The sequence below is a fragment of the Streptomyces sp. NPDC001315 genome (assembly GCF_042896175.1).
Lineage (GTDB): Bacteria > Actinomycetota > Actinomycetes > Streptomycetales > Streptomycetaceae > Streptomyces.
Map to the genome: position 1 here is coordinate 12,858 of NZ_JBIAWZ010000037.1, position 23,352 is coordinate 36,209.

The following is a 23,352-nucleotide window of genomic DNA, read 5'->3' on the forward strand; positions in this document are numbered from 1 at the left end:
CGTACGGTCGGAGACATGCGCATTGTCATCGCTGGTGGTCATGGTCAGATCGCGCTGCGGCTGGAGCGGCTGCTCTCCGCGCGCGGGGAAGAGGTCGCGGGGATCATCCGTAAGGCCGAACAGGGCGACGATCTGCGGGAGGCCGGCGCCGAACCGGTCCTGCTGGACCTGGAGTCGGCCTCGGTCGAGGAAGTCGCGGCCCATCTGCAGGGCGCGGGCGCGGCGGTGTTCGCGGCGGGTGCCGGCCCGGGCAGCGGCGCGGCCCGCAAGGACACGGTGGACAAGGGTGCGGCGGTGCTGTTCGCGGACGCGGCGGTCCGGGCGCGCGTACGACGCTTCGTGGTCGTGTCCTCGATGGGCGCGGATCCGGCGCACCAGGGCGACGATGTCTTCGACGTGTATCTGCGCGCCAAGGGCGCGGCCGACGCGTACGTCCAGAACCTGGACGCCCTGGACTGGACGATCCTGCGCCCCGGTTCACTGACGGACGACCCCGGCACCGGCCTCGTACGCTTGGAGGCGCACACGGGCCGCGGTTCCGTCCCGCGCGACGACGTGGCCGCCGTACTGGCGGAATTGGTGGACACTCCGGCGACGACCGGTCTGGTCCTGGAGCTGACCAGCGGGTCGACGCCGGTGACGGTCGCCGTGAAGTCGGTGGCGGGAAACTGAGCACGCCAGGAGCGGCCGGCCGACCCGAACGGCCGTACGGGCCGGCTGCCGTCTAGAACAGCTGCATCTGGCCGGGGAATTCCGGTACGGCATACCCGTCCAACGCGGGCTGGGCCGCGCCGAGTCGGGCGGCCCTGCGTGAACCGGGGCATGAGGTGAGCGCGCCGTTCTCCCGTGCGCCGGGCGGGTCGTGCCGGGCGAACCGGCCCGCGACCACGGCGATCTCGCGACGGCACTCGGGGCAGCTTCTGCGGCGGGAGGACATGCGATCAGTCTGCCCCGCGCCTCGCCTGATGGCACCGATGATCTTCCGATAGGCCGTACCGGCGGAGCTCGGGCGGGTCGTGGGCGCCGACGAGCGGAAGTCCGGTCACCTCCTTAGGCTCCGTGCACGTGGCAGACACCTTCGAGGAACTCGTGGAGAAACAGCGCGCCGCGAACGAGGCGCACGTGAGGGTCCTGCAGCTGCGGGACACCTATGGCGCCCCTACGGCCTCGCCGTGGACGCAGAAGCAGACCGACACGTACGAGACCGCCTGGCGGGCTTGGCGGGACCTGGCGCGGGACGTTCAGGCCTCCGTGACCGAGTACGCCAAGGACGAGGGCAGGTCGCGCCACGACGTCGAGGCGGAAGTGAAGCAGGCGGCGGGCCCGGAGCCCGAGGAGGAGAAGGAGTAGGACTCGGAGAAGTACGGGAAGAGCGACCCTGCCGTCGTGCCCCCCCCACACGAAGAAGCCCCTTCCGAACTACGTCTCCGCAGTTCGGAAGGGGCTTCACTCAGCGTGGCGGCGCCAGGATTCGAACCTGGGAAGGCTGAGCCGGCAGATTTACAGTCTGCTCCCTTTGGCCGCTCGGGCACACCGCCGGGTTTGCTGCTGGTCGAACCGCTTTTCGGCGGTGCTCCCTGGCAACGACGTAAACAATACCCGATGGGGAGGGGTGCTTCGCCACCTGATTGATCGCCTCCCCGGGGGAGTGGGGTGGCTAGGCTTGTGCGGATGCGGCCCGGCCCTCGGCGGGCTCGGCGGCAGCCCCGTGTACGCCGGTTCGCAGCCGGTACGCACCCGATACGCCCCCCGATACAAGGAGCCACAGGACATGGCCGACTCCAGTTTCGACATCGTCTCGAAGGTCGAGCGGCAGGAGGTCGACAACGCCCTCAACCAGGCCGCCAAGGAGATCTCGCAGCGCTACGACTTCAAGGGCGTGGGTGCCTCGATCTCGTGGTCCGGCGAGAAGATCCTGATGGAGGCGAACTCCGAGGACCGGGTGAACGCCGTCCTCGACGTCTTCCAGTCCAAGCTGATCAAGCGCGGGATCTCGCTGAAGGCGCTGGACGCCGGTGAGCCCCAGCTCTCGGGCAAGGAGTACAAGATCTTCGCGGATATCCAGGAGGGCATCTCCCAGGAGAACGCCAAGAAGGTCGCGAAGATCATCCGCGACGAGGGCCCGAAGGGCGTGAAGGCCCAGGTGCAGGGTGACGAGCTGCGGGTCAGCTCGAAGAGCCGTGACGATCTGCAGGCCGTGCAGGCGCTGCTCAAGGGCAAGGACTTCGACTTCGCACTGCAGTTCGTGAACTACCGGTAGTCCTGGCGCGTCGCGCGTACGAGGAAGGGTGGGCACCCGGCGGTGCCCACCCTTCTCGGCTGCCGGCCGACGGCCGCGGTCCGGGAGCGTGCGCTCAGTCGCGTGAGTTGCCGAACAGGAGGCGGTAGACGATCAGGAGCACGAGCGAGCCGCCGATCGCCGCCGCCCAGGTGGCCCCGTCGTAGAAGTCCTTCGTGATCGGGTGGTCCAGCCAGCGGGCCGAGATCCAGCCGCCGAGGAACGCGCCGACTATGCCGATGAGGGTCGTACCGATGAAGCCGCCCGGGTCACGGCCCGGCAGCAGGAACTTGGCGATGGCCCCGGCCAACAGCCCCAGGATGATCCAGCTGATGATGCTCATGCCGTGAACCTGCCCTTTCATGCTGTGCCCGCACTGTCCCGGCACTGTGACTTTCGTCCGGACGGGCTGTGCGTCGTCGTTCCTGTCGGGCCGCGACCGCCGCTGTCATGGCTGTCGTCGCACGCCTGTTCATGCCGTGTTGATGAAGAGGACGTCACCGCGCCATCCGCCGGTTGCAGGGGCCCGTAAGGTGCGGCGCATGACACAGTCCGGCTCTGAACTGCGGCGGACCCTGGGCATGGGTGACGCCGTGGTCGTCGGGCTCGGCTCGATGATCGGGGCCGGCGTTTTCGCCGCCCTGGGGCCCGCGGCGCGTGCCGCCGGGTCCGGGCTGCTGCTCGGGCTCGCCGTGGCCGCGGTGGTCGCCTACTGCAACGCCACCTCGTCGGCACGGCTCGCCGCCCTCTATCCCGCCTCGGGCGGCACGTACGTGTACGGGCGCGAGCGGCTCGGGGAGTTCTGGGGGTACCTCGCGGGCTGGTCGTTCGTGGTCGGGAAGACGGCCTCCTGTGCGGCGATGGCGCTGACGGTGGGGACGTACGTCTGGCCGGGGCAGGCGCACGCGGTGGCGGTCGCGGCCGTGGTGGCGCTGACGGCGGTGAACTACGGCGGCATCCAGAAGTCGGCGTGGCTGACGCGGGCGATCGTGGCGGTGGTGCTGGCCGTCCTCGCTGCCGTGGTGATCGTGTGTCTGGGGTCCGGGGCGTCCGATGCCGGGCGGCTGGACGCCGGTTCCTCCGGGGGCGTGGGCGGGGTGCTCCAGGCCGCGGGGCTGCTGTTCTTCGCGTTCGCCGGGTACGCGCGCATCGCGACGCTGGGCGAGGAGGTACGGGATCCGGCGCGCACCATTCCGCGCGCGATCCCGCTGGCTCTGGGCATCGCGCTGGCGGTGTACGCGTGCGTGGCGGTGGCCGTTCTTTCCGTGCTGGGGGCGGAGGGGCTCGCGCGCGCGGGCGCGCCGCTGGCCGACGCGGTGCGGGCGGCCGGGGCGCCGGGGCTGGTGCCGGTGGTGCGGGTCGGGGCGGCAGCCGCCGCTCTGGGGTCGCTGCTCGCCTTGATCCTGGGCGTCTCGCGGACCACGCTGGCCATGGCCCGGGACCGGCATCTGCCGGGCGCGCTGGCCGCCGTGCATCCGCGCTTCCAGGTGCCGCACCGGGCGGAACTGGCCGTGGGTGCGGTGGTCGCGGTTCTCGCCGCCACGGTGGACGTGCGGGGCGCGATCGGCTTCTCCTCCTTCGGCGTGCTGACGTACTACGCGGTGGCCAACGCCTCGGCCTGGACGCTCGGCAGGGCTCCGGCGGCGCGGGTGGTGCCGGTGGTGGGGCTGGTCGGGTGCGTGGTGCTGGCGTGCGCGCTGCCGTGGGTTTCGGTGACGGTGGGGGCGGGTGTGCTGGCGGTGGGGGTCATCTCGTACGGCGTACGGCAAAGGCGGAGGCGGTGACCGTGGCCGTGGCCGTGGCCGTGAGTGGCGTCCGCGAGAGTTCGTCTCGGAACGTTCCCGATCGCGCCACAAGGCTGCTGCGGCTCGCACTAGATCGATGCCGCACACGCTGACGTCTCGCACTCACTAGCGGCCAAACGCCTGTTCTGTGGGAACCACATCGCGCCCAAGTGGCATGAGCGAAATCGGGATGAGCTTGAGATTGGCCCACCCGAACGGGATTCCAATGATCGACAGGAACAGCGGGATGCTCGTGACCAGGTGGGCCAGAGCCAGCCACCACCCAGCGAAGATCACCCAGATCACGTTGCCGATGAACGACCCTGCCCCAGCCCCCGGCCGCTCCACGGTGGTACGGCCGAACGGCCAGATGACGAAGCAGGCGATGCGCAGGGACGCGATGCCAAATGGGATGGTCACGATCAAGACGAAGCAGATCAACGCGGCGATCGCGTAGCCGATCGCCATCCAGATGCCGCAACAGACGAGCCACAGGATGTTCAACAGCAGGTTGAACAGCTTCATGATCGGTGCCTCTCCAGGTCGGTCCGTCTGCGTACCTGCTACCACCAGTATCAGCTGGTCATGCAATGTGATCTGGGTGATCTTCGCGGGCTGGTGGCTGGCCCTGGGGCATCTCCTCACCAGCATCCAGCTGTTCGTGTCCGTCATCGGCATCCCGTTCGGGTGGGCCAACGTCAACTTGACCCGGCCCTGAAGGACTCCGTTGAGAAATCCGTAAACCGGGCTCGTCGGCTTCCTGAGCTTGACATGATCGTTGTGTTCGTCGGAGCGAGGGGTGGGACTGGGTGTCGTTGGAGTCTCGGGACGACCGTGGTGTGCCGGAGCTGACCGCTCGGGTCGTGCGGGCGTCGTTCCCGAAAGGGACACTGGCTGTCCGCGTGCGTGAAGTGCTGGGCCCGCTGTTCGAAGACGATTCCTTCGCTGAGGCGTTTTCGTCACGGGGTCGTCCGGCGGTGTCGCCTCGGTCACGATGCGTTTCGCGATGACGTGATTGGTGTTCTTCACATGCCGCTGCTCTTCGCGGGCACGGGCCTTGAGCCGCCTTTTGGCGGACTTGGTGTTCTTCTTCTGGAGCTTGCCGCGCAGGTCACGCTCGCGTGTGCGGCGCCGGTTCAGGCCGCGTCCGGCGGCCCGGTAACCGGTGGACGTGGTGGCGATGTTGACGATGCCGAGATCGACACCGATGAAGGACTCGGGCTCATACTGCTTGCCCTCGGGAACCTCGCAGGTGGCAAGCAGGTAGAACACCCCGTCACGTTCCACCAGGTCCGATTCGCCCTGCCGGTGCTCGCGCAGCATCGTCAGCCCGTCGGTGGAACAGAAGAACCGCACACCCCGGACGCGTCCGGCGGTCGTCCAGATCGACACCGTCTGCGCGTCCCACTGCCAGGACAGACACCGGTCGTCGTACGCGTGGGCCGCCTCGGGCCGGAAGGTGATGGGCTTGGACTCGGCTTTCCGGCGCCGCTTCGAGCCCGGCTTGCCGAGGTTTCCGGCCTTGATGTTGGCCTTGAGCGTCGTATAGGCGTCACGGACCTTCTTGATGGTGTGCTGGGCCGCTTGCGCCCCCAACCCCCGCGCCCTCAGCTGGGCGTAGGTGTGCTTGCGCAGCTCGTACTCACGCGGCACGCCCTGCTCGAACGCCACCGCCGACACCTGGTTCGCGGCCTCATTGACCGTGCGCAGGGTCGCAAGCAGTGCGGCGGCCTGCCCGGCCTCCGGCACCAGCTTCACCTGCACCACCAGCTTCATGACCAGCGAACCTACACACCCATGCGACAGCCCACCGTACGTTCCCCGATCACCACCCGAACCGGTGAACCAGACCGCACCACCCAGGCCCGGCTCCGCCAGGCCACGAACCCGTCCGCTCCACGGCCGAACCCGGGCCACAAAGGCTGCGGCGCTCCGCGCCGCTCCACTAGGATGCGATTCCTCCTGGGCGTGAACGCCCGGGTTCCTCGCAAGATCACGCTGAAGCTGATCCCGATCTCCCTCATGCCGCTGGGACGTGACGTGGTGTCGACGGACCAGCGGTTCGGCGGGCGCTGACCGGGCCTGGACCCTGCCGCTGCGTCCTACGCGCGCCGGCCCGCCATCTTCTCGAGACGGGCGATGCGCTCCTCCATCGGCGGGTGGGTGGAGAACATCTTCGAGAACCCCTGGCCCGGCCGGAAGGGGTTCGCGATCATCATGTGGCTCGCGGTCTCGATGCGCGGCTCCGGGGGCAGCGGAAGCTGCTTGGTGCCGGCGTCGAGCTTGCGCAGGGCACTGGCGAGCGCCATCGGGTCGCCGGTGAGCTGGGCGCCGGACGCGTCGGCCTCGTACTCCCGGGAGCGGCTGATGGCGAGCTGGATGAGGCTCGCCGCCAGCGGGCCCAGGATCATGATCAGCAGCATGCCCAGGAGGCCGGGACCGTCGTCGTCGTTCGAGCGGCCGATCGGGATGAGCCAGGCGAAGTTGACCAGGAACATGATCACCGAGGCGAGGGCGCCGGCGACCGACGAGATCAGGATGTCGCGGTTGTAGACATGGCTGAGCTCGTGGCCGATGACGCCGCGCAGTTCACGCTCGTCCAGGATGCGCAGGATGCCTTCGGTGCAGCACACGGCGGCGTTGCGCGGGTTGCGGCCGGTCGCGAAGGCGTTCGGGGCCTCCGTCGGGGAGATGTACAGGCGTGGCATGGGCTGGCGGGCCTGGTTGGAGAGCTCGCGGACCATGCGGTACAGCGCCGGGGCCTCGAACTCGCTCACCGGGCGGGCACGCATCGCGCGTAGCGCCAGTTTGTCGCTGTTCCAGTACGCGTACGCGTTGGTGCCGAGGGCGACGAGGAGCGCGACGATCAGGCCCGTACGGCCGAAGAAGCTCCCGATCAGGATGATGAGTGCGGACAGTCCTCCGAGGAGGACAGCGGTCCTGAGCCCGTTGTGCCGGCGGTGCACGGTACGCCCTCCAAGTGGTGCAGCAGGGGAACCCTTTGCTTGCTGTCTCCGATGTCACTGGCGCTGTGATGTCACGTCCAGTGGACCCTCCCGTTCTGGTCAACGCCAGGCGAGAGCGACTAGTTCCCTTGTGCGTACGGCGGCACGAGTGGGCCGTTCGGGTGACGGGGACGGCCTGTTGTACTCCGCGCTGTCCTCCGCCGTGTTCAGAACAGCCCGGTGCCGGCGAACCGCAGGACCAGTTGGGGCGCTCCGGACAGGGCGATGCCGAGGACGCCGGTCAGGGCGATCGTCGCGGTGAGGGGGGCGGGGACGCGGTGCTTCTCGGGCTCGCCCTCGGGGGCGCGGAACAGCAGCGTCGTCCACTGGAGGTAGTAGAAGAGCGCGATCACGACGTTGACGGCCATGACCACGGCGAGCCAGCCGAGGCCCGCGTCGACGGCTGCCGAGAAGACGGTGACCTTGGCGAAGAGGCCGATGATGCCCGGCGGCAGCCCGGCGAGGCAGAGCAGGAAGAAGGCCAGGAGCAGGGCGGCCAGGGGGTTCGAGGCGTACAGGCCGCGGTAGTCCGTGATGCGGTTCAGGGACCTCGTACGGCCGACCAACGCGGCCACCGCGAAGGCGCCCAGGTTCACGGCCGCGTACATGAGGGCGTACGCGAGCGTGGAGCCGACCGACTTCTGGGCGTCGTCGGAGTACGCGGCGGCGGCGATCGGCACGAGGAGGTAGCCGGCCTGGCCGACCGAGGACCAGGCGAGGAGGCGTACCGCGCTGTACGCGCGCGTGGCCTGCTGGCGCAGGGCGCCGACGTTGCCGACGGTCATGGTGAGCGCGGCCAGCGCGGCCAGCGCCGGGCCCCAGGCGTCGGCGTACGACGGGAGAGCGACGACCGTGACGAGGATCAGGCCGGAGAAGCCGACCGCCTTGCCGACCACCGACAGGTAGGCGGCGATGGGGAGGGGGGCTCCTACGTAGGTGTCGGGCACCCAGAAGTGGAAGGGGACGGCGGCCGTCTTGAAGGCGAAGCCGACGAGGGTGAGGACGACGCCGGTCTGGGCGAGGGTGTGGAGCTGGCCGTCGACGTGCTGGATGCGGTCGGCGACCTGAGTGAGGTAGAGGGTGCCGGTGGCGGCGTAGACGAAGCTGATGCCCATCAGGCTGACCGCGGTGGCTGTGACCGAGGACAGGAAGAACTTCAGGGCCGCTTCGGAGGACTTCTTGTCGCCGTGCCGGATGCCGACGAGGGCGAACGCGGGCAGCGAGGCGACCTCCAGGGCGACGACGAGGGTGGCGAGGTCTCGGGAGGCGGGCAGGAGGGCGGCGCCCGCGGCGGAGGAGAGGAGCAGGAACCAGTACTCCCCTTCGGGGAGTCCCTTGTCGGCGTCCTTCAGGGCGGTGACCGACAGGAGAGCCGTGAGGAGGGCGCCGCCGAGGACCAGGAACTGCACGACGAGGGTGAAGCGGTCCACCGTGTAGCTGCACACGTTCGGGTCGCCGGTGAGGCAGAAGGTGGAGCGGTCGCCGTCCAGGAGGGGCAGCAGCAGGAGGGCGGAGGCCGCGAGGCCCGCGACCGACAGCCAGCCGAGCAGCGTCTTCTTCGCGTCGCCCACGAAGAGATCGGCGACGAGTACGACGAGGCCGACGACCGCCGCGATGGTGGGCGGAGCGATCGCGAGCCAGTCGACGGACTGGACGAGGGAGCTCATCGGGTGCCTCCTGCGAGGAGCTGCTGCACGGCCGGGTCGGTCAGGCCGAGGAGGGCCTTCGGCCACAGCCCGGCGACGACGGTGAGGGCGACGAGCGGGGTCCAGGCCGCGAACTCGTAGGTCTGGATGTCGGCGAGCTTCGGGGCGGCCTCCCGCGAGCCCTGCGGGACGGCGCCCATGCAGACGCGCCGGACCACGATGAGCATGTACGCGGCCGTGAGCAGGGTGCCGAACGCGGCGATCGCCATGAAGGTGAGGAAGGCGGGGCGGCTGAGGTCGGCGGCGGGTTCGAATGCGCCGAACAGCGCCAGCATCTCGCCCCAGAACCCGGCCAGACCGGGCAGGCCGAGCGAGGCGACCGCGCCGAAGGCGAGCAGGCCGCCGAGGCGCGGGGTCCTGCCGTACAGGCCGGCGCCGGTCTGGAAATGAGTCGGCGCGGCGGAGCCGCTCGTTGAGGGGCGGTGGTCGGGCGACGGGAGGGCGAGGGTGTCGAGGTCGGTCGTGCCCGTACGGTCCTTCAGCGCGCCGACCAGGAAGAAGAGGAGGCCGGTGATGAGGCCGTGGGCGATGTTGGCGAACAGGGCACCGTTCACGCCGGTCGGGGTCATCGTCGCGATGCCGAGCAGGACGAAGCCCATGTGGCCGACGGAGGAGTAGGCGATGAGGCGCTTGAGGTCGCCCTTCGCGCCCTGCTTGGCGAGGGCGAGGCAGGCCAGGGACCCGTAGATGATCCCGACCACGGCGAAGGCGGCGAGGTAGGGCGCGAAGGTGTGGAGGCCGTCGGGTGCGATCGGCAGGAGAATCCGGACGAACCCGTACGTGCCCATCTTCAGCAGCACGCCGGCCAGCAGGACCGAGCCGACGGTCGGGGCGGCGGTGTGGGCGTCGGGCAGCCAGCTGTGCAGCGGCCACATCGGCGTCTTGACCGCGAGCCCGATCCCGATCGCCAGCACGGCGATGACCTGCACGGATGTGGTCAGCGACCGGCCGTTGTCAGTGGCGAGTGCCACCATGTCGAATGTGCCCGCCTTGATTCCGATCAGGAGCAGGCCGAGCAGCATGACGACGGAGCCGAGCAGGGTGAAGAGGATGAACTTCCAAGCGGCCTGCATCCGTTGCTCACCGCCCCAGCGGGCGATGAGGAAGTACATCGGGACGAGGACCGTCTCGAAGGCGAGGAAGAAGAGGAGCAGGTCGAGGACGGCGAAGGTCGCCAGGGTGCCGGACTCGAGGACGAGCAGCAGGGCGACGAAGGCCTTCGGGGTGGGGCCCGCGGGCATCTTGAAGTAGGAGTAGAGCGCGCAGAGGAAGGTCAGCAGCGCGGTCAGGACCAGAAGGGGGAGGGAGATGCCGTCGATGCCGAGGTGGATCCGCACGTCGAGTGCGGGGATCCAGCTGATGTCGGTCGTGGCCTGCATCTTCGACGGGTGGTCGTGGTCGAAGCCGAGCGCGAGGACGATCGCGGCGATGAGGACAGCGCCGGTGACGGTCACGCCGTGCCGCAGCACGGCCTGCTGCGGCGACTTCCCCTTCAGCCCGGGCGGGGCCGGCAGGAGAGCGGCGGCGGCACCGAGAAGCGGGCCGACGACGACGAACGCCAGAAGAAACTGCATCACGGACTCGTTGATATCGATCACGCCTGCTCACGCTCCCGTGGCGACGAGGACGGCGGCGACCGCCAGGACGACGGCGCCGGCGAGCAGCGCGCTCACATAGGTCTGCACATTGCCGGTCTGAGCACGCCGTACGGCGGCACCGAGCCAGCGGGGTAGGGCGCCCGCGCCGCGTACGTAGGTGTCGACGACCTCGCGGTCCAGGAACCGGACGAGGCTCGCTCCGGCCTGGACCGGACGGACGAACAGCACGTCGTACACGGCATCGAGGTGGAAGCCGACCGCCGCGTGGCGGTACAGCGGGCCGAGCAGGAGGCGGCCCGGGTCGGCCGGGTCGGGCGCGTAGGCCACGTCGCCGTAGACGGGCTTGTGGCTGGCGATGGCCTCGGCCTCGACGAGTCCGGCGTCGCCCTCGGGGTGGGCGGCGACTGCGCCCATGGGGGCGCGGGCGGCGAGGGCGGTGGTGCGCTGCCAGGCGCCGTAGGTGACCAGTCCGCCGACCAGGGCGAGGCCCGTGCCGAGGATGGACGTGGTGAGCGTGGGGGTGAGGTCGCGGCCGTCGAACCACTTGGGCAGCGCTGCGTAGGCGAGCCCGCCGAAGGCGAGGGAGGGGATGGCGAGCACCCACAGCACGACGGTCATGGTGAGGGGCTGGCGGCCGTGGTCCGGGGCCTCGGTGCCGTGGCCCCGGAAGGCGAGCAGCCACAGGCGGGTCGCGTACGCGGCGGTGATCAGGGCCGTGATCAGCCCCGCGACGAGGACGGTCCAGCCCGCGGCGGCGGGAGCGTGCTCGGTGTGGCCGGCGGTGACGTGTTCGGCGGCGCTGAGGACGGACTCCTTGGAGAAGAAGCCGCTGAACGGCGGGATCGCGGCGAGTGCGAGGAGCGCCACGGTCATCGTCCAGTAGGCGTCCGGGACGCGGTCGCGCAGGCCCGTCATGCGGGACATGGCGGCCAGCGAGTTGGTGCCGGCCGCGTGGATGATCACGCCGGCCGCGAGGAACAGCAGCGCCTTGAAGGCGCCGTGCGAGAGGAGGTGGAAGACGGCGGCACCGCGGTCGCCGACGGCGAGGGCGCCGGTCATGTAGCCGAGCTGGCCGATCGTCGAGTAGGCGAGGACGCGCTTGATGTCGTCCTGGGCGAGCGCGGCGAGGGCCGAGCCTGCCATGGTGACGGCGGCCATGACGGCGAGGACGACCATCGCGGCCGAGGAGGCCTGGAAGACGGGGAGGAGACGGGCGACGAAGTAGACACCGGCGGCCACCATGGTCGCGGCGTGGATCAGGGCGGAGACGGGCGTGGGGCCTGCCATCGCGTCGGGGAGCCAGGTGTGCAGCGGGAACTGCGCCGACTTGCCCGCCACGCCCGCCAGGAGCAGCAGGGCGACCAGCGTCGGGTGGTCGAGCCCGCCGCTCGCGACCGTGCCGAGGACCTTGGTGATCTGGAAGGAGCCGGCGTCGGTGGCGAGGGCGAACAGGCCGATGAGGAAGGGGACGTCGCCGAGCTTGGTGACCAGGAAGGCCTTCAGGGAGGCGGCACGGGCCTCCGGGGTCTCCCAGTAGTGGCCGACCAGGAAGTAGGAACAGATGCCCATGACTTCCCAGCCGACCAGCAGCACGATCAGGTCGCCGGAGTAGACGACCAGGAGCATCGCGGAGGTGAACAGGGAGACGAGGGCGGCGTAGGAGGGGTAGCGCGGGTCGTCGCGCAGGTAGCCCGTCGAGTAGATCTGCACGCAGGCCGCGACGAAGCCGACGAGGACGGCGACGAGGGCGGCGAAGCCGTCGATGTGCAGGGCGAGTTCGATGGGGACGGAGCCGGTGGGCGTGAGCTCGGTGGCGGCGTCGAGGGCCTGGTCACCGCCTTGGCGGACGGCCACCAGCACGGCGAGGACGAGCGCGGCGAGCGTCGGCAGGACGGCGAGCGGGCGAACGAAGCCGGGGGCCGTGCGGCCCAGGAGCAGGCCGGCCGCGGCGCCCAGGAACGGGAGGAGGGGGACGAGGGCGGCGAGGGTGGTCGTGGTCACGCGGTGGCCTCAGTCTTCTCGGCCTGCTCGGCCGCGAGGGCGTCGCTGTCGGGTCCGTCGGTGTCGTGCCCCTCGGCGGTGTCGCGGAGCTTGTCGATGTCCGAGGTGCCGCGGTTGCGGTAGACGGCCAGGACGATCGCCAGGCCGATGCCGATCTCGGCGGCGGCGATGGCGATGGTGAACAGGGTCAGGGCCTGGCCGGAGTGCAGGGTCTCCTCGGCGGCCCTGCTGAGCCAGACGTCGAAGGCGACCAGGTTGAGATTGACGGCGTTGAGCATCAGCTCGACCGACATGAGGACCAGGATCGCGTTGCGGCGGGCGAGGACGCCGTAGAGGCCGGTGCAGAAGAGGAGGGCGGAGAGCACCGCGGGATAGGCGAGGTGCATCAGCGGACGCCTCCCTTGTCGACCTTGTCGGCTCTGCCGGCCTTGCCGGCCTTGCCGGCCTTCTCGGCCGTGTCTGGCGTCGGGGTGGTCACGGGAGTGGTTGCGGCGGTGGTCGCCGTCGCGTCCGCCTTCGCCTTGCGGGACAGGACGATCGCGCCGACCAGGGCGGCGAGGAGGAGGACGGAGAGGGCCTCGAAGGGGAGGACCCAGTTCTGGAAGAGGCTCTCGCCGGTGACGCGGGTGGTGCCGGCGGGCTCGCCGTCCAGGTCGATCCAGGTGGCGCGGAAGGCGTCGACGACGACCCAGACCAGGGCGGCCGCGGCGGCGACGGCCACGGTGAGGGCGGCCCAGCGGTTGCCGGAGTCGGCGTCCGGGGAGCGGCCGATGGGGGCCCTGGTGAGCATCAGACCGAACAGGAGGAGGACGACGACGGAACCGACGTAGATGAGGACCTGCACCCAGGCGATGAACTCGGCGGTGAGCAGGAGGTACTCGACGGCCAGGCCGCCGAGGGTCACCACGAGCCACAGGGCGGCGTGCACCAGCTGCCGGGTGGTGACGGTGACCAGCGCGGCGCCGAAGGTGACCAGGCCGACGAGGAGGAAGGCGATCTCCACGCCCGTCGGGGAGAGGAAGCCGTGCGGATCAGCTGAGGCGAGGATCACGACTCTCCTTCCTCCTGCTTGTTCGGCTCGGCCTGCGCCGCGGCCAGTTTCTCGGCGGTCTTGCGGGCGGCGGCGATCTCCTTCGGTTCCTCCGCGCCCGGGTCGAGGGCCGGCGGGGCCGGAACCGTCCACATCCACTCGCGGAGCTTGTCGCGTTCGTGGGTGAGGTCACGGATGTCGGTCTCGGCGTACTCGAACTCCGGGGACCAGAACAGGGCGTCGAAAGGACACACCTCGATGCAGATACCGCAGTACATGCACAGGGAGAAGTCGATGGCGAACCGGTCGAGGACGTTGCGGCTGCGCTCACGACCGCCGGGGGCGGCCGGGGGGACCGTCTCCTTGTGGGAATCGATGTAGATGCACCAGTCGGGGCACTCGCGGGCGCACAGCATGCAGACCGTGCAGTTCTCCTCGAACAGGCCGATCACACCGCGGGTGCGGGGCGGGAGGTCCGGCTGGACCTCCGGGTACTGCTCGGTGACGGTCTTCCTCGTCATCGTGCGGAGGGTGACGGCCAGGCCCTTGGCGAGGCCGGAGCCGGGGATGGGGGCCATGACTACTGGATCACCACCTTGACGATGCCGGTGAGGGCGATCTGGGCGAGGGAGAGGGGGACGAGGAGGGTCCAGGAGAACTTCTGGAGCTGGTCCTCGCGCAGGCGGGGGTAGGTGACGCGGAGCCAGATCACGACGAAGGCGAGGATCGCGGCCTTCAGCAGGGTCCAGACCCAGCCGAGGCCGTCGGCACCCCACGGGCCGTGCCAGCCGCCCAGGAAGAGGACGGTGGTCAGGCCGCACAGGACGACGATTCCGGCGTACTCGGCGAGGAGGAACAGAGCGAAGCGCAGGCCGGTGTACTCGGTGTACGCGCCGAAGATGATCTCCGAGTCGGCGACGGGCATGTCGAAGGGCGGGCGTTGGAGTTCGGCGAGGCCGGCGACGAAGAAGACGAACGCGCCGGTGATCTGCCAGGGCAGCCACCACCACTGGAAGGCATCGACGATGCCGGGGAGGGAGACCGTGCCGGCCGCCATCGCCACCGAGGCGGCGGCGAGGAGCATCGGGAGTTCGTAGGCGAGGAGCTGGGCGGCGGTGCGCAGGCCACCGAGGAGGGAGAACTTGTTGGCGGAGGCCCAGCCGGCCATGAGGGAGCCGAGGACGCCCACACCCATCACGGCGAGCACGAAGAAGATGCCCGCGTCGACGACCTGGCCTACGGCGCCTTCGCCCGGGCCGATGGGGACGGCGAGAAGGACCAGGAGGTACGGCAGGAGGGCCACGGCGGGTGCGAGCTGGAAGACACGGCGGTCCGCGCCCGTCGGGACCACGTCCTCCTTCTGCGCGAACTTCACGCCGTCCGCGACGAGCTGGGCCCAGCCGTGGAAGCCACCGGCGTACATCGGGCCGAGGCGGCCCTGCATGTGGGCCATCACCTTGTGCTCGGTCTGGCCGACGATCAGGGGGAAGGTGAGAAAGACGCCGAAGACGACGAGGAGTCGCAGGGCGACGTCCAACGCGTCGTTCACTGCGGGCCTCCTTGGGGGTTCGTGGGGTCGTCGGGGGTGGTGGGGTCGTCGTTCGACGGGGGGACTTCGAGGGTGCGGTCTTCAGGGGCCGGGGTGTCGCGGGCCGGATCCTCGGCGGCCGGGTCTTCAGGGGCCGGGGTGTCGCGGGCCGGATCCTCAGGGGTGGGCGCGTCCGACGGAGGCGCTTCCTTCGGCTCGGGTTCCTCGAAGGCCGGGCGGGCGTGATGCCACGGGGCGTCCGAGCTGCGAGGACCGGTGGCGGGCCGGGAGGGTCCGCCCGGTGCCGTCGCGGCCGTTGGAGGGGTGGGTGTCGTCGGGGCCTCGGGGCGCTGGGAAGCGGACCCCTCAGAGGCCGTGCGCGCACGACGCGGACCCCCGGGGCGCGCCGGACGCGCCGGACGCGCGGGGCCGGGCGTGCCTTCAGCGGCCGGCGTTTCCGCCGCCTCCGTCGGTCCTGCCGCTCCCGTTGCACCTGCCGGACCCGTTGCTCGTGCCGGACCTGTTGCTTCGGTTGCTCCTGCCGGACCTGTTGCTCCCGTTGCTCCTGCCGGCCCCATCGCTCCCGTAGCTCCCGTAGCTCCCGTAGCTTCCGCCCGCTGCGAAGCGGACCCCGCGCTCGCGCTCCGTGCGCGACGGGGGACGACCGGAGCCGTCGCCGGCGCACCCGCACCTGTGCGTGTGCCTGTGTCCGCGCCCGCACCCGGGCCGGTGCCCGTGTCCGTGTCCGTCGGCGTGGCCGCGCCGGCCGCCTGGCTGGCCGAGCCGTCCGAAGCCGTGCGGGCACGGCGTACCGGGCGGTCGCCGGGGGCGGCTCGGCCCGCGGCTCGGGTCGGGCGGGCGGCGGCAGGGGGGAGTTGGCCCTTCAGGGGGCCCCACTCGTTCGGGTCGGGGACGCCCGGGGGGAGCATCTGGCGGCGCTTGGGGCCGCCGTGCTCCGACTCCCCCGGTTCCTTGGCGCCGGGCCAGGCCTTGGCGACCCGTGCCGCCAGGACGAAGTCCTTCCGCAACGGGTGGCCCTCGAAGCCCTCCGGAAGGAGGAGGTGGTCCAGTGCCGGGTGGCCTTCGAAGGCGACGCCGAACATTTCGTGGGTCTCGCGCTCGTGCCAGGCCGCGCCCGCGTAGACGTCCACGGCGGACGGCAGCACCGGGGCCTCGTGCGGGACGGTCGTGCGCAGCAGCAGCCGGTGTACCGGCGACGGGGGCAGGGCGGCCACGTGGGCCGAGACGCGGAAGCCGATGCCCGGTTCGTCGACCGCGCTCAGCCAGTCGAAGTAGGTGCAGCCCAGCTCGTCGCGGGCGACGCGCAGCGCCGCGATCCAGGAGGCCGGCGGTACGTCGACCGTCAGGACCTCGTACGACTCCTCGGCCGTGGCCTCCGTACCGAAGAGCTCTTCGGCGGGGGCGGGCAGCCAGCCGACCGTGGTCATCGTTCCTCCCCCGCCGGGGAAGGGGCCGGGGACGGGGCCGGCGGCGGCTGCACCAGGCCGCTCTGGAGCGCAGCCACGGAAGGCCTCGCCGTCCCGTACCGCTCGGCCAGCGACTCCCGCGCGATCTTCTCCTGGAGCTTCAGGATTCCCTGGAGCAGGGCCTCCGGGCGGGGCGGGCAGCCAGGGACATAGACGTCCACGGGGATGATCTGGTCGACGCCCTTCGTCACCGAGTACGAGTCCCAGTACGGGCCGCCGCAGTTGGAGCAGGCGCCGAAGGAGATGACGTACTTCGGCTCGGGCATCTGTTCGTACAGGCGCTTCACGGCCGGGGCCATCTTGTCCGTGACCGTGCCCGAGACGACCATCAGGTCGGCCTGGCGCGGGCCCGGCGCGAAGGGGATGACGCCGAGGCGGATGAAGTCGTGGCGGGCCATCGACGCGGCGATGAACTCGATCGCGCAGCAGGCCAGGCCGAAGTTGAAGACCCACAGCGAGTAGCGGCGGCCCCAGTTCAGGACCACCTTCATCGGCTCCGGAGCCAGCCGGGCGAGGGCGCCCAGCCGCTTCGGCTCCGGGAGCAGCACGGGCTCAGGGGTAGCGGGGGTCACGTCCATGTCAGGACGCCCTTCTTGTATGCGTACAGCAGGCCCACGGCCAGGAAGCCGAGGAAGATGAACATCTCCACCAGCGTGGTCGCGCCGTAACCATGGTCGGCGAAAACCGTCGCCCAGGGGAACAGGAAGATCGAGTCGACGGCGAAGATGACGTACAGGAACGCGTAGACGTAGTAGCGGACCTGGGTGTGGGCCCAGCCCTCGCCGACCGGGTCGACGCCGCACTCGTACGTCAGGAGCTTCTCAGGGGTGGGAACCACCGGGCGCAGCAGGCGGCCCGCCCCGAAGGCGACAGCGACGAACAGCGCGCCCACGACGGCGAGCAGCCCGACGACCGAATAGGACTGGAAGTAGTCCGCCGCGACGACGACGGTCGGGTCCCGCAAAGTCTCCGACAACGTCCGCCCCTCGCTCCACTCTGTGTTCGATGGTCTGTACGCACGGGAGTCTAGGCCCTGATAAAGAGACGGTAAGCAGCCCGTCACACCTCGGGATCCGGGAGTGGGGTTTTCCCCCGTTGATCCCGGCGGCCGACCTCATGGCGCGGCGGCGCACCACGCGGCACGCTAACCCGTATGACCCCAGCCAAGCCTTCCGCCGACAGGAACGCCACCGAAGACCGTGACGATCTCCTGCCTCCGGCCCGCCCCGCCTTCGATCCGCAGACCTGGAAGGAGATCGCGCACCTCCTGGCGAACCTGCCGATGGCGCTGTTCGGCTTCACCTATGTGGCGACGGCGCTGTTCGTCAGCGGCATGCTCACCGTCACCGTGGTCGGATTGCCGCTGCTGGCGCTCGGGCTGATGGGGTCGCGGCTGCTGGGCCGGTTCGAACGGGGCCGGGCGCGGGTGCTGCTCGGGGTGCGGATCGACGAGCCGAGCCCGCTGCCGCTGAACCGGACCGAGGGGTTCATCCCGCGGCTCTGGATGGCGGTGAAGGACCCGCTGGGCTGGCGCGCGGCCCTGTACGACGTCATACGGCTGCCCTGGGGCATCCTCACCTTCACCGTCACGCTGACCTCGCTCTTCGCGCTGTGGCCGGTGCTGCCGTACCTGGCGCGCGGGCTGAGCAACGCGGACCGGGCGATGGTGCGCGCGCTGTTGTCGCCCTCCGACGAGCTGGAGCGGCGCATCGCCGAGCTGGAGTCCGACCGGGGTGTCGTGGTCGACACGGCGGCGGCCGACCTGCGGCGCATCGAACGCGACCTGCACGACGGGGCCCAGGCCCGCCTGGTCAATCTGGCGATGGGGCTCGGCCTGGCCAAGGAGAAACTGCTGGAGGGGCAGGCCGACGAACACGTGGCAGCGATGGTCGAGGAGGCGCACGGCGAGGTGAAGCTCGCGCTCCAGGAGCTGCGCGACCTCGCCCGGGGCATCCACCCCGCCGTCCTCACCGACCGCGGCCTGGACGCCGCGCTGTCCTCGGTCGCCTCGCGCTGCACGGTGCCGGTGAAGGTGACGGCCGAGCTGGGGTCCAGGCCCGCCGCGGCCATCGAGGGCATCGCCTACTTCACCGTCTCGGAGCTGCTCCAGAACATCAGCAAGCACAGCGGGGCGAAGTCGGCCTCCGTCGACGTGTGGCGGGTGGAGGACCGGCTGCTCATCCAGGTCCGGGACGACGGCCGTGGGGGCGCGCGTCTCGACGGCGGCAGCGGTATGCGGGGCCTGGCCGAGCGCCTCGGCGCCGTGGACGGCCTGTTCGTCGTCGACTCGCCGCCGGGCGGCCCGACGACGGTGACGGCGGAGCTGCCGTGGCGGGACCGGTCGGAGGACTCCCGGCGGGGCGGACTCGGCCGACGGGCGTAAGCGGGCAGCGGACAGCCGACGCGGACAGCGGACAGCGGACAGCGGACAGCGGACAGCGAGGTAGCGAGGTAGGGAAAACCCCCCGCCCAAGACGCCGACGGACTCCATGGCCCGCTGACCTGCGGCCGAGCAGGGTGGAGGTACGACAGCCGACCCGCCCGACGAGCAGAACGGACGACGCGATGGCCAGCGAGTACGGACACGAGTACGGACAGGAGTTCCGACAGGTGTACGAGCACGGGGAGCGGCAGCACCGGGTGCCGACCGCGCTGCGGGCGCCTTTCGAGGCCCGCACCTGGCGCGAGTTCGCGTACGTCCTGCTGAGCCTGCCGATCAGCGTCCTGCTGTTCACGTACGCCGTCACGATGGTCGCGGTCGGCGCGGGGCTGCTGGTGACCTTCCTCGGCATCCCGGTGCTGGCGGCGGGGCTGGCCGGGTGCCGCGGGTTCGGGTCGCTGGAACGGGCGCGGGCGCGCGGGCTGCTCGGCCTGGAGGTGGCTGCCCCGGAGCCGCTGCGGCCCCGCCGGCGCGGTGTGGCGGCGTGGATGGGTGCCGTGCTGAAGAGCGGCTCGTCGTGGCGGCAGCTGCTGTACGCGGTGCTGCACTTCCCGTGGGCGGTGTTGTCGTTCTGCGTCGCGGTGACCTTCTGGGCGTACGGGTGGGCGCTGCTGACGTATCCGCTGTGGTTCTGGGTCTTCCCTATGTACGGCGGTCAGGGCGGCCTCCAGCTGTACGGCGACGGGCAGCACCAGATCTACCTCGACAACCCCTTCGAGATCACCGTCACCGCGCTGGTCGGCCTGCTGTTCACGCTGGCCACGCCGTGGATCGTACGGGCGCTGACGTTGGTCGACCGGCTGCTGGTGCACGGGCTGCTCGGGCCGTCGCGGCTGGCGTCGCGGGTGGTGGAGCTGGAGTCGGACCGGGGTGTCGTGGTCGACACGGCGGCGGCCGACCTGCGGCGCATCGAACGGGACCTGCACGACGGGGCCCAGGCGCGGCTGGTGGCGCTGGCCATGGATCTCGGGCTGGCGAAGGAGAAGCTGGCCGAGGACCCGCAGTCGGCGGCGCGGATGGTGGACGACGCGCACGGTGAGGTGAAGACGGCACTCCAGGAGCTGCGCGACCTCGCCCGGGGCATCCACCCCGCCGTCCTCACCGACCGCGGCCTGGACGCCGCGCTGTCCGCCGTCGCCTCACGCTGCACGGTGCCCGTGCGGGTGGAGGTGGACCTCGCGGAACGGCCTGCGCCGGCGATCGAGGGGATCGCCTACTTCACCGTCTCCGAACTGCTCCAGAACATCAGCAAGCACAGCGGGGCGAAGTCGGCCTCCGTCGACGTGTGGCGGGTGGACAACCGGCTGCTGCTTCAGGTCGTGGACAACGGGGTGGGCGGGGCGGACGCGTCCGCGGGGTCGGGGTTGGCCGGGCTCGCGGAACGGCTCGACGCGGTGGACGGGATTCTGGTGGTGGACTCGCCGGCCGGTGGGCCGACCCGGGTCACGGCGGAGCTGCCCTGGCGGCGCTGAACCAGTGCCCCGGGCCGGCGCCGGCGGAGGGTGTCGCTCCTGTCGCTCCCCCGCGCTTGCGCGCGGGGCAGCTCTCTGAGAAGCGGAAAGCTTCTGAGGCACGCGGCACGACAAACCCGCACCTATGCGAGCCTCAGCACCACCTTGCCCCGATTCCTCCCCTCCCCCAGCAAACGATGAGCCTCCCCCGCCTCCGCCGGCCCGTACTCCTCCGTGATGTCGATCCGTACGTCCCCGGACGCCACCAGACCCAGCGCGCTCAGCGCGTGCCGGCGCAGGACCTCCGGGGCGCGGCGGGACAGGTCGCCGATGTTGTAGCCGGTCAGGGTGCGGTTGTTCTTCCAGATGGGGAGGACCGGGAGCGTGAGGTCGGGGTGGCGGGCCGCCTCGCCGTAGACGGTGACGCGGCCGAAGGGGGCCAGTACGTCGAAACCGGCCAGGCGGGTGGGGCCGCCGACCGGGTCGAGGACGATGTCGACGCCCCGGCCGTCCGTGGCCGCCCGTATCGCCTCGGGGAAGCCGTCGCGGACGAAGACGTCGTCGTAGCCGAAGGTGCCGCGGGCGTACTCCGCCTTCTCGGGCGTGCTCACCGTGCCGTACACCGCCGACGCGCCCAGCGCGCGGGCGATCTGGGCGGCCGCGCTGCCGACGCCGCCCGCGGCCGCGTGAACGAGGACCGTGTCGCCGGGGGCGATGCGCGCCGCGCCGGCCAGGACGCCGTAGGCCGTGGTCAGGACGAGGGCCGCGCCACCGCCGGTACGCAGGTCCACCTCGTCGGGGAGGGGGAGGACGAAGGGGGCGAGGGCCACCGCGTACTCGGCGTAGCCGCCGCCGTCGGGCAGGTAGGCGGCGACCCGGTCGCCGACCGAGAACCCCTCTGTTCCCTCCCCGAGTGCGGCCACCCGGCCCGACGCCTCCAGGCCCGTGACGGTCTCGCCGTCGGGGGCACCGAAGTCGCCGAGGCGGTGCTGGATCTCGCCGTAGTTGACGCCGGCGTAGGCGACGCGGATCAGGACCTCGCCCGGGCCGGGTTCGGGGTCGGGGAGGTCGACGAGGCGCAGTACCTCCGGTCCGCCGGTCTCCTTGAACGCGATCGCCCGCATGGGCCCGCCCCCCAGCCTCGGGCGTCCGCCGCCCGATGATCGACAACTTGCCTGTGGCAGGCCGGAACCCGGCGTGTCGTGCGCGTATTCCCGTTGCCCGGGCACAGGCGGAACCGAATGCTGGAATGCTGGACGAACGTGTCGGTGCGGGCGGGTACCCCGGTGGGGCCCGTGCGGCGCCGTCGGGGAACGCCGGGGTTGTGGGGGCCGAGGATCGTGGAGGACAGGGTGCGGGTGGTCATCGCCGAGGATTCGGTGCTGCTGCGGGAAGGACTGACCCGGTTGCTGACCGACCGCGGGCACGAGGTCGTCGCCGGGGTCGGGGACGCGGACGCCCTGGTCAAGACGATCACTGAGCTGGACGCGGAGGGCGCTCTCCCGGATGTCGTGGTGGCCGATGTGCGGATGCCGCCGACGCACACGGACGAAGGGGTGCGGGCCGCCGTCCAGCTGCGCAGGACCCATCCTGAGCTGGGTGTGCTGGTGCTGTCGCAGTACGTGGAGGAGCGCTACGCCACCGAACTGCTGGCCGGTTCCAGCCGTGGCGTCGGCTATCTGCTCAAGGACCGGGTGGCCGAGGTACGCGAGTTCGTGGACGCGGTGGTGCGGGTGGCCCAGGGGGGTACGGCGCTCGACCCGGAGGTGGTCGCGCAGCTGCTCGGCCGCAGCCGCAAGCAGGACGTGCTCACGGGGCTCACCCCGAGGGAGCGGGAGGTCCTGGGGCTGATGGCGGAGGGGCGGACGAACTCCGCGATCGCCCGGCAGCTGGTGGTGAGCGACGGGGCGGTGGAGAAGCACGTCAGCAACATCTTCCTGAAGCTCGGGCTGTCCCCGAGTGACGGGGATCACCGACGCGTTCTGGCGGTGCTCACCTACCTGAATTCGTGACGGGCTGGCACCGTTGCCGACACCGGTTCAGTTGAACCGCAGAACCGGAAAGCGATCGCCGCGCGTCTTCAAGGCAAGTGCCGGGGGGCGGGGGAACCGTGCCGAGCCGGGCCGTCGGGAGGCTGTCGTCCCTGGGCGTCGAACCGCCCCGAAGCGGTGACGGTCGCGCGAATGACCCGGGAAAGGCACCCCTTGCGGACGTAGGGTTGATGTTGGGAAGGCCTTCGAGAAGGCCGCTCCCAGACAGCCGCCTCGAGGGAGGTCCAGTTCAGTGACCAGCCAGGTCAGCAGCGCAGCGGAACAGGCCGACGGAGCCGTCGTAGGAGAGCAGCGCAAACCGGGCGGGGCGAAGGACGTACAACGCCTCGACCGGGTGATCATCAGGTTTGCGGGTGATTCGGGTGACGGTATGCAGCTCACCGGTGACCGTTTCACCTCGGAGACGGCGTCGTTCGGGAACGACCTGTCGACCCTGCCGAACTTCCCGGCCGAGATCCGGGCGCCCGCCGGTACCCTCCCGGGCGTCTCCTCCTTCCAGCTGCACTTCGCCGACCATGACATCCTCACGCCGGGGGACGCGCCGAACGTGCTGGTCGCGATGAACCCGGCGGCCCTGAAGGCGAACATCGGGGACGTGCCGCGCGGTGCGGAGATCATCGTCAACACGGACGAGTTCACCAAACGGGCGATGCAGAAGGTGGGGTACGACGCCTCACCGCTGGAGGACGGATCGCTCGACGGCTATCAGCTCCATCCGGTGCCGCTGACGTCGTTGACCGTGGAGGCGCTGAAGGATTTCGACCTCACCCGCAAGGAGGCCGAGCGGAGCAAGAACATGTTCGCGCTCGGCCTCTTGTCGTGGATGTACCACCGGCCGACGGAGGGCACCGAGAAGTTCCTGACGTCGAAGTTCGCGAAGAAGCCCGACATCGCGGCGGCCAACATCGCCGCGTTCCGCGCGGGCTGGAACTTCGGTGAGACGACCGAGGACTTCGCGGTCTCCTACGAGGTCGCCCCGGCGGCGAAGACCTT

24 protein-coding genes, 1 tRNA gene and 2 pseudogenes are annotated in these 23,352 nt (G+C 70.7%); 10 read left to right on the forward strand and 17 right to left on the reverse strand.

The window, feature by feature from the left end; genetic code table 11:
* Positions 1-15 precede the first annotated feature (15 nt).
* On the forward strand, positions 16-672 hold the full coding sequence (locus tag ACFY16_RS41835; RefSeq protein ID WP_390652474.1) for an NAD(P)H-binding protein: 657 nt from the start codon (positions 16-18) through the stop codon (positions 670-672).
* Positions 673-724: 52 nt separating this feature from the next.
* On the opposite strand, the gene ACFY16_RS41840 is transcribed toward ACFY16_RS41835, so the two are convergent.
* Positions 725-937: a hypothetical protein gene (locus tag ACFY16_RS41840; RefSeq protein ID WP_390652475.1), complete on the reverse strand. Its 213-nt coding sequence runs from the start codon at positions 935-937 to the stop codon at positions 725-727.
* A gap of 128 nt (positions 938-1,065) precedes the next feature.
* Between ACFY16_RS41840 and ACFY16_RS41845 the strand changes: the two genes are divergently transcribed.
* Positions 1,066-1,350 (forward strand): hypothetical protein, encoded by a 285-nt coding sequence (locus ACFY16_RS41845; protein ID WP_390652476.1) that lies wholly within the window; start codon positions 1,066-1,068, stop codon positions 1,348-1,350.
* A gap of 106 nt (positions 1,351-1,456) precedes the next feature.
* On the opposite strand, the gene ACFY16_RS41850 is transcribed toward ACFY16_RS41845, so the two are convergent.
* A tRNA-Tyr gene (locus ACFY16_RS41850) sits at positions 1,457-1,538 on the reverse strand.
* A 233-nt stretch (positions 1,539-1,771) separates the two neighbouring features.
* Here ACFY16_RS41850 and ACFY16_RS41855 point away from each other — a divergent pair.
* Positions 1,772-2,260 carry a YajQ family cyclic di-GMP-binding protein gene (locus tag ACFY16_RS41855; protein WP_351143315.1) on the forward strand — a complete coding sequence of 163 codons (489 nt, stop codon included), beginning with the start codon at positions 1,772-1,774 and terminating at the stop codon, positions 2,258-2,260.
* A gap of 94 nt (positions 2,261-2,354) precedes the next feature.
* Here ACFY16_RS41855 and ACFY16_RS41860 read toward each other — a convergent pair whose 3' ends face one another.
* Positions 2,355-2,621, reverse strand: a complete 267-nt coding sequence (locus ACFY16_RS41860; RefSeq protein WP_390652477.1) for a GlsB/YeaQ/YmgE family stress response membrane protein — start codon at positions 2,619-2,621, stop codon at positions 2,355-2,357.
* A gap of 199 nt (positions 2,622-2,820) precedes the next feature.
* Between ACFY16_RS41860 and ACFY16_RS41865 the strand changes: the two genes are divergently transcribed.
* A complete protein-coding gene (locus tag ACFY16_RS41865; protein WP_390652478.1) occupies positions 2,821-4,062 on the forward strand; it encodes an APC family permease in 1,242 nt (413 codons plus the stop codon).
* Between the two features lie 126 nt (positions 4,063-4,188).
* Here the strand turns inward: ACFY16_RS41865 and ACFY16_RS41870 are convergent, their stop codons facing one another.
* Positions 4,189-4,587: a YccF domain-containing protein gene (locus tag ACFY16_RS41870; RefSeq protein WP_390652494.1), complete on the reverse strand. Its 399-nt coding sequence runs from the start codon at positions 4,585-4,587 to the stop codon at positions 4,189-4,191.
* 64 nt (positions 4,588-4,651) lie between these two features.
* Between ACFY16_RS41870 and ACFY16_RS41875 the strand changes: the two are divergent.
* Positions 4,652-4,768 (forward strand): annotated as a pseudogene (locus ACFY16_RS41875) (YccF domain-containing protein); the annotation flags it as partial.
* A 275-nt stretch (positions 4,769-5,043) separates the two neighbouring features.
* Here the strand turns inward: ACFY16_RS41875 and ACFY16_RS41880 are convergent.
* Positions 5,044-5,838, reverse strand: a pseudogene (locus ACFY16_RS41880) (RNA-guided endonuclease TnpB family protein); the annotation flags it as partial.
* Between the two features lie 174 nt (positions 5,839-6,012).
* Between ACFY16_RS41880 and ACFY16_RS41885 the strand changes: the two are divergent.
* Positions 6,013-6,138 (forward strand): hypothetical protein, encoded by a 126-nt coding sequence (locus ACFY16_RS41885; RefSeq protein ID WP_390652479.1) that lies wholly within the window; start codon positions 6,013-6,015, stop codon positions 6,136-6,138.
* Positions 6,139-6,164: 26 nt separating this feature from the next.
* On the opposite strand, the gene htpX is transcribed toward ACFY16_RS41885, so the two are convergent.
* From htpX to ACFY16_RS41940, 11 genes are all read right to left on the reverse strand, one after another.
* The gene (htpX, locus tag ACFY16_RS41890; RefSeq protein ID WP_390652480.1) at positions 6,165-7,028 is read right to left on the reverse strand and encodes a zinc metalloprotease HtpX; all 864 of its coding nucleotides are present in this window, start codon (positions 7,026-7,028) and stop codon (positions 6,165-6,167) included.
* A gap of 206 nt (positions 7,029-7,234) precedes the next feature.
* Positions 7,235-8,734, reverse strand: coding sequence for an NADH-quinone oxidoreductase subunit N (locus ACFY16_RS41895; RefSeq protein ID WP_390652481.1), 1,500 nt, complete (start codon positions 8,732-8,734; stop codon positions 7,235-7,237).
* Complete coding sequence (locus ACFY16_RS41900; protein ID WP_390652482.1) at positions 8,731-10,371, reverse strand: NADH-quinone oxidoreductase subunit M; 1,641 nt, start codon at positions 10,369-10,371, stop codon at positions 8,731-8,733. The genes ACFY16_RS41895 and ACFY16_RS41900 overlap by 4 nt, the downstream gene beginning before the upstream one ends.
* Positions 10,372-10,377: 6 nt before the next feature.
* Positions 10,378-12,372, reverse strand: a complete 1,995-nt coding sequence (locus ACFY16_RS41905) for an NADH-quinone oxidoreductase subunit L (protein WP_390652483.1) — start codon at positions 12,370-12,372, stop codon at positions 10,378-10,380.
* Positions 12,369-12,758 (reverse strand): NADH-quinone oxidoreductase subunit NuoK, encoded by a 390-nt coding sequence (gene nuoK / locus ACFY16_RS41910; protein WP_390652484.1) that lies wholly within the window; start codon positions 12,756-12,758, stop codon positions 12,369-12,371. The genes ACFY16_RS41905 and nuoK overlap by 4 nt, the downstream gene beginning before the upstream one ends.
* A complete protein-coding gene (locus tag ACFY16_RS41915; RefSeq protein ID WP_390652485.1) occupies positions 12,758-13,423 on the reverse strand; it encodes an NADH-quinone oxidoreductase subunit J in 666 nt (221 codons plus the stop codon). The genes nuoK and ACFY16_RS41915 overlap by 1 nt, the downstream gene beginning before the upstream one ends.
* Positions 13,420-13,980: a NuoI/complex I 23 kDa subunit family protein gene (locus ACFY16_RS41920; protein WP_390652486.1), complete on the reverse strand. Its 561-nt coding sequence runs from the start codon at positions 13,978-13,980 to the stop codon at positions 13,420-13,422. Before ACFY16_RS41920 ends, ACFY16_RS41915 begins: the two co-directional genes overlap by 4 nt.
* Before the next feature lie 2 nt (positions 13,981-13,982).
* Positions 13,983-14,951 (reverse strand): NADH-quinone oxidoreductase subunit H, encoded by a 969-nt coding sequence (locus ACFY16_RS41925; RefSeq protein WP_390652487.1) that lies wholly within the window; start codon positions 14,949-14,951, stop codon positions 13,983-13,985.
* On the reverse strand, positions 14,948-16,378 hold the full coding sequence (locus ACFY16_RS41930) for an NADH-quinone oxidoreductase subunit C (protein ID WP_390652488.1): 1,431 nt from the start codon (positions 16,376-16,378) through the stop codon (positions 14,948-14,950). Before ACFY16_RS41930 ends, ACFY16_RS41925 begins: the two co-directional genes overlap by 4 nt.
* Entirely contained in the window at positions 16,375-16,995 is a 621-nt protein-coding gene (locus ACFY16_RS41935; RefSeq protein ID WP_390652489.1) for an NADH-quinone oxidoreductase subunit B, read from the reverse strand. The genes ACFY16_RS41930 and ACFY16_RS41935 overlap by 4 nt, the downstream gene beginning before the upstream one ends.
* Positions 16,986-17,381 (reverse strand): NADH-quinone oxidoreductase subunit A, encoded by a 396-nt coding sequence (locus tag ACFY16_RS41940; RefSeq protein ID WP_390652495.1) that lies wholly within the window; start codon positions 17,379-17,381, stop codon positions 16,986-16,988. The genes ACFY16_RS41935 and ACFY16_RS41940 overlap by 10 nt, the downstream gene beginning before the upstream one ends.
* Positions 17,382-17,570: 189 nt before the next feature.
* On the opposite strand from ACFY16_RS41940, the gene ACFY16_RS41945 reads away from it, so the two are divergent.
* Together ACFY16_RS41945 and ACFY16_RS41950 are read left to right on the forward strand one after the other, a co-directional pair.
* The gene (locus tag ACFY16_RS41945) at positions 17,571-18,800 is read left to right on the forward strand and encodes a sensor histidine kinase (protein WP_390652490.1); all 1,230 of its coding nucleotides are present in this window, start codon (positions 17,571-17,573) and stop codon (positions 18,798-18,800) included.
* Between the two features lie 182 nt (positions 18,801-18,982).
* A complete protein-coding gene (locus ACFY16_RS41950) occupies positions 18,983-20,329 on the forward strand; it encodes a sensor histidine kinase (RefSeq protein WP_390652491.1) in 1,347 nt (448 codons plus the stop codon).
* A 122-nt stretch (positions 20,330-20,451) separates the two neighbouring features.
* Here the strand turns inward: ACFY16_RS41950 and ACFY16_RS41955 are convergent, their stop codons facing one another.
* Complete coding sequence (locus ACFY16_RS41955; RefSeq protein ID WP_390652492.1) at positions 20,452-21,432, reverse strand: zinc-binding alcohol dehydrogenase family protein; 981 nt, start codon at positions 21,430-21,432, stop codon at positions 20,452-20,454.
* A gap of 228 nt (positions 21,433-21,660) precedes the next feature.
* Between ACFY16_RS41955 and ACFY16_RS41960 the strand changes: the two genes are divergently transcribed.
* Positions 21,661-22,320 carry a LuxR C-terminal-related transcriptional regulator gene (locus ACFY16_RS41960; RefSeq protein WP_390652496.1) on the forward strand — a complete coding sequence of 220 codons (660 nt, stop codon included), beginning with the start codon at positions 21,661-21,663 and terminating at the stop codon, positions 22,318-22,320.
* Between the two features lie 271 nt (positions 22,321-22,591).
* The coding region (locus tag ACFY16_RS41965) for a 2-oxoacid:acceptor oxidoreductase family protein (RefSeq protein ID WP_390652493.1) at positions 22,592-23,352 on the forward strand (761 nt) is incomplete at its 3' end.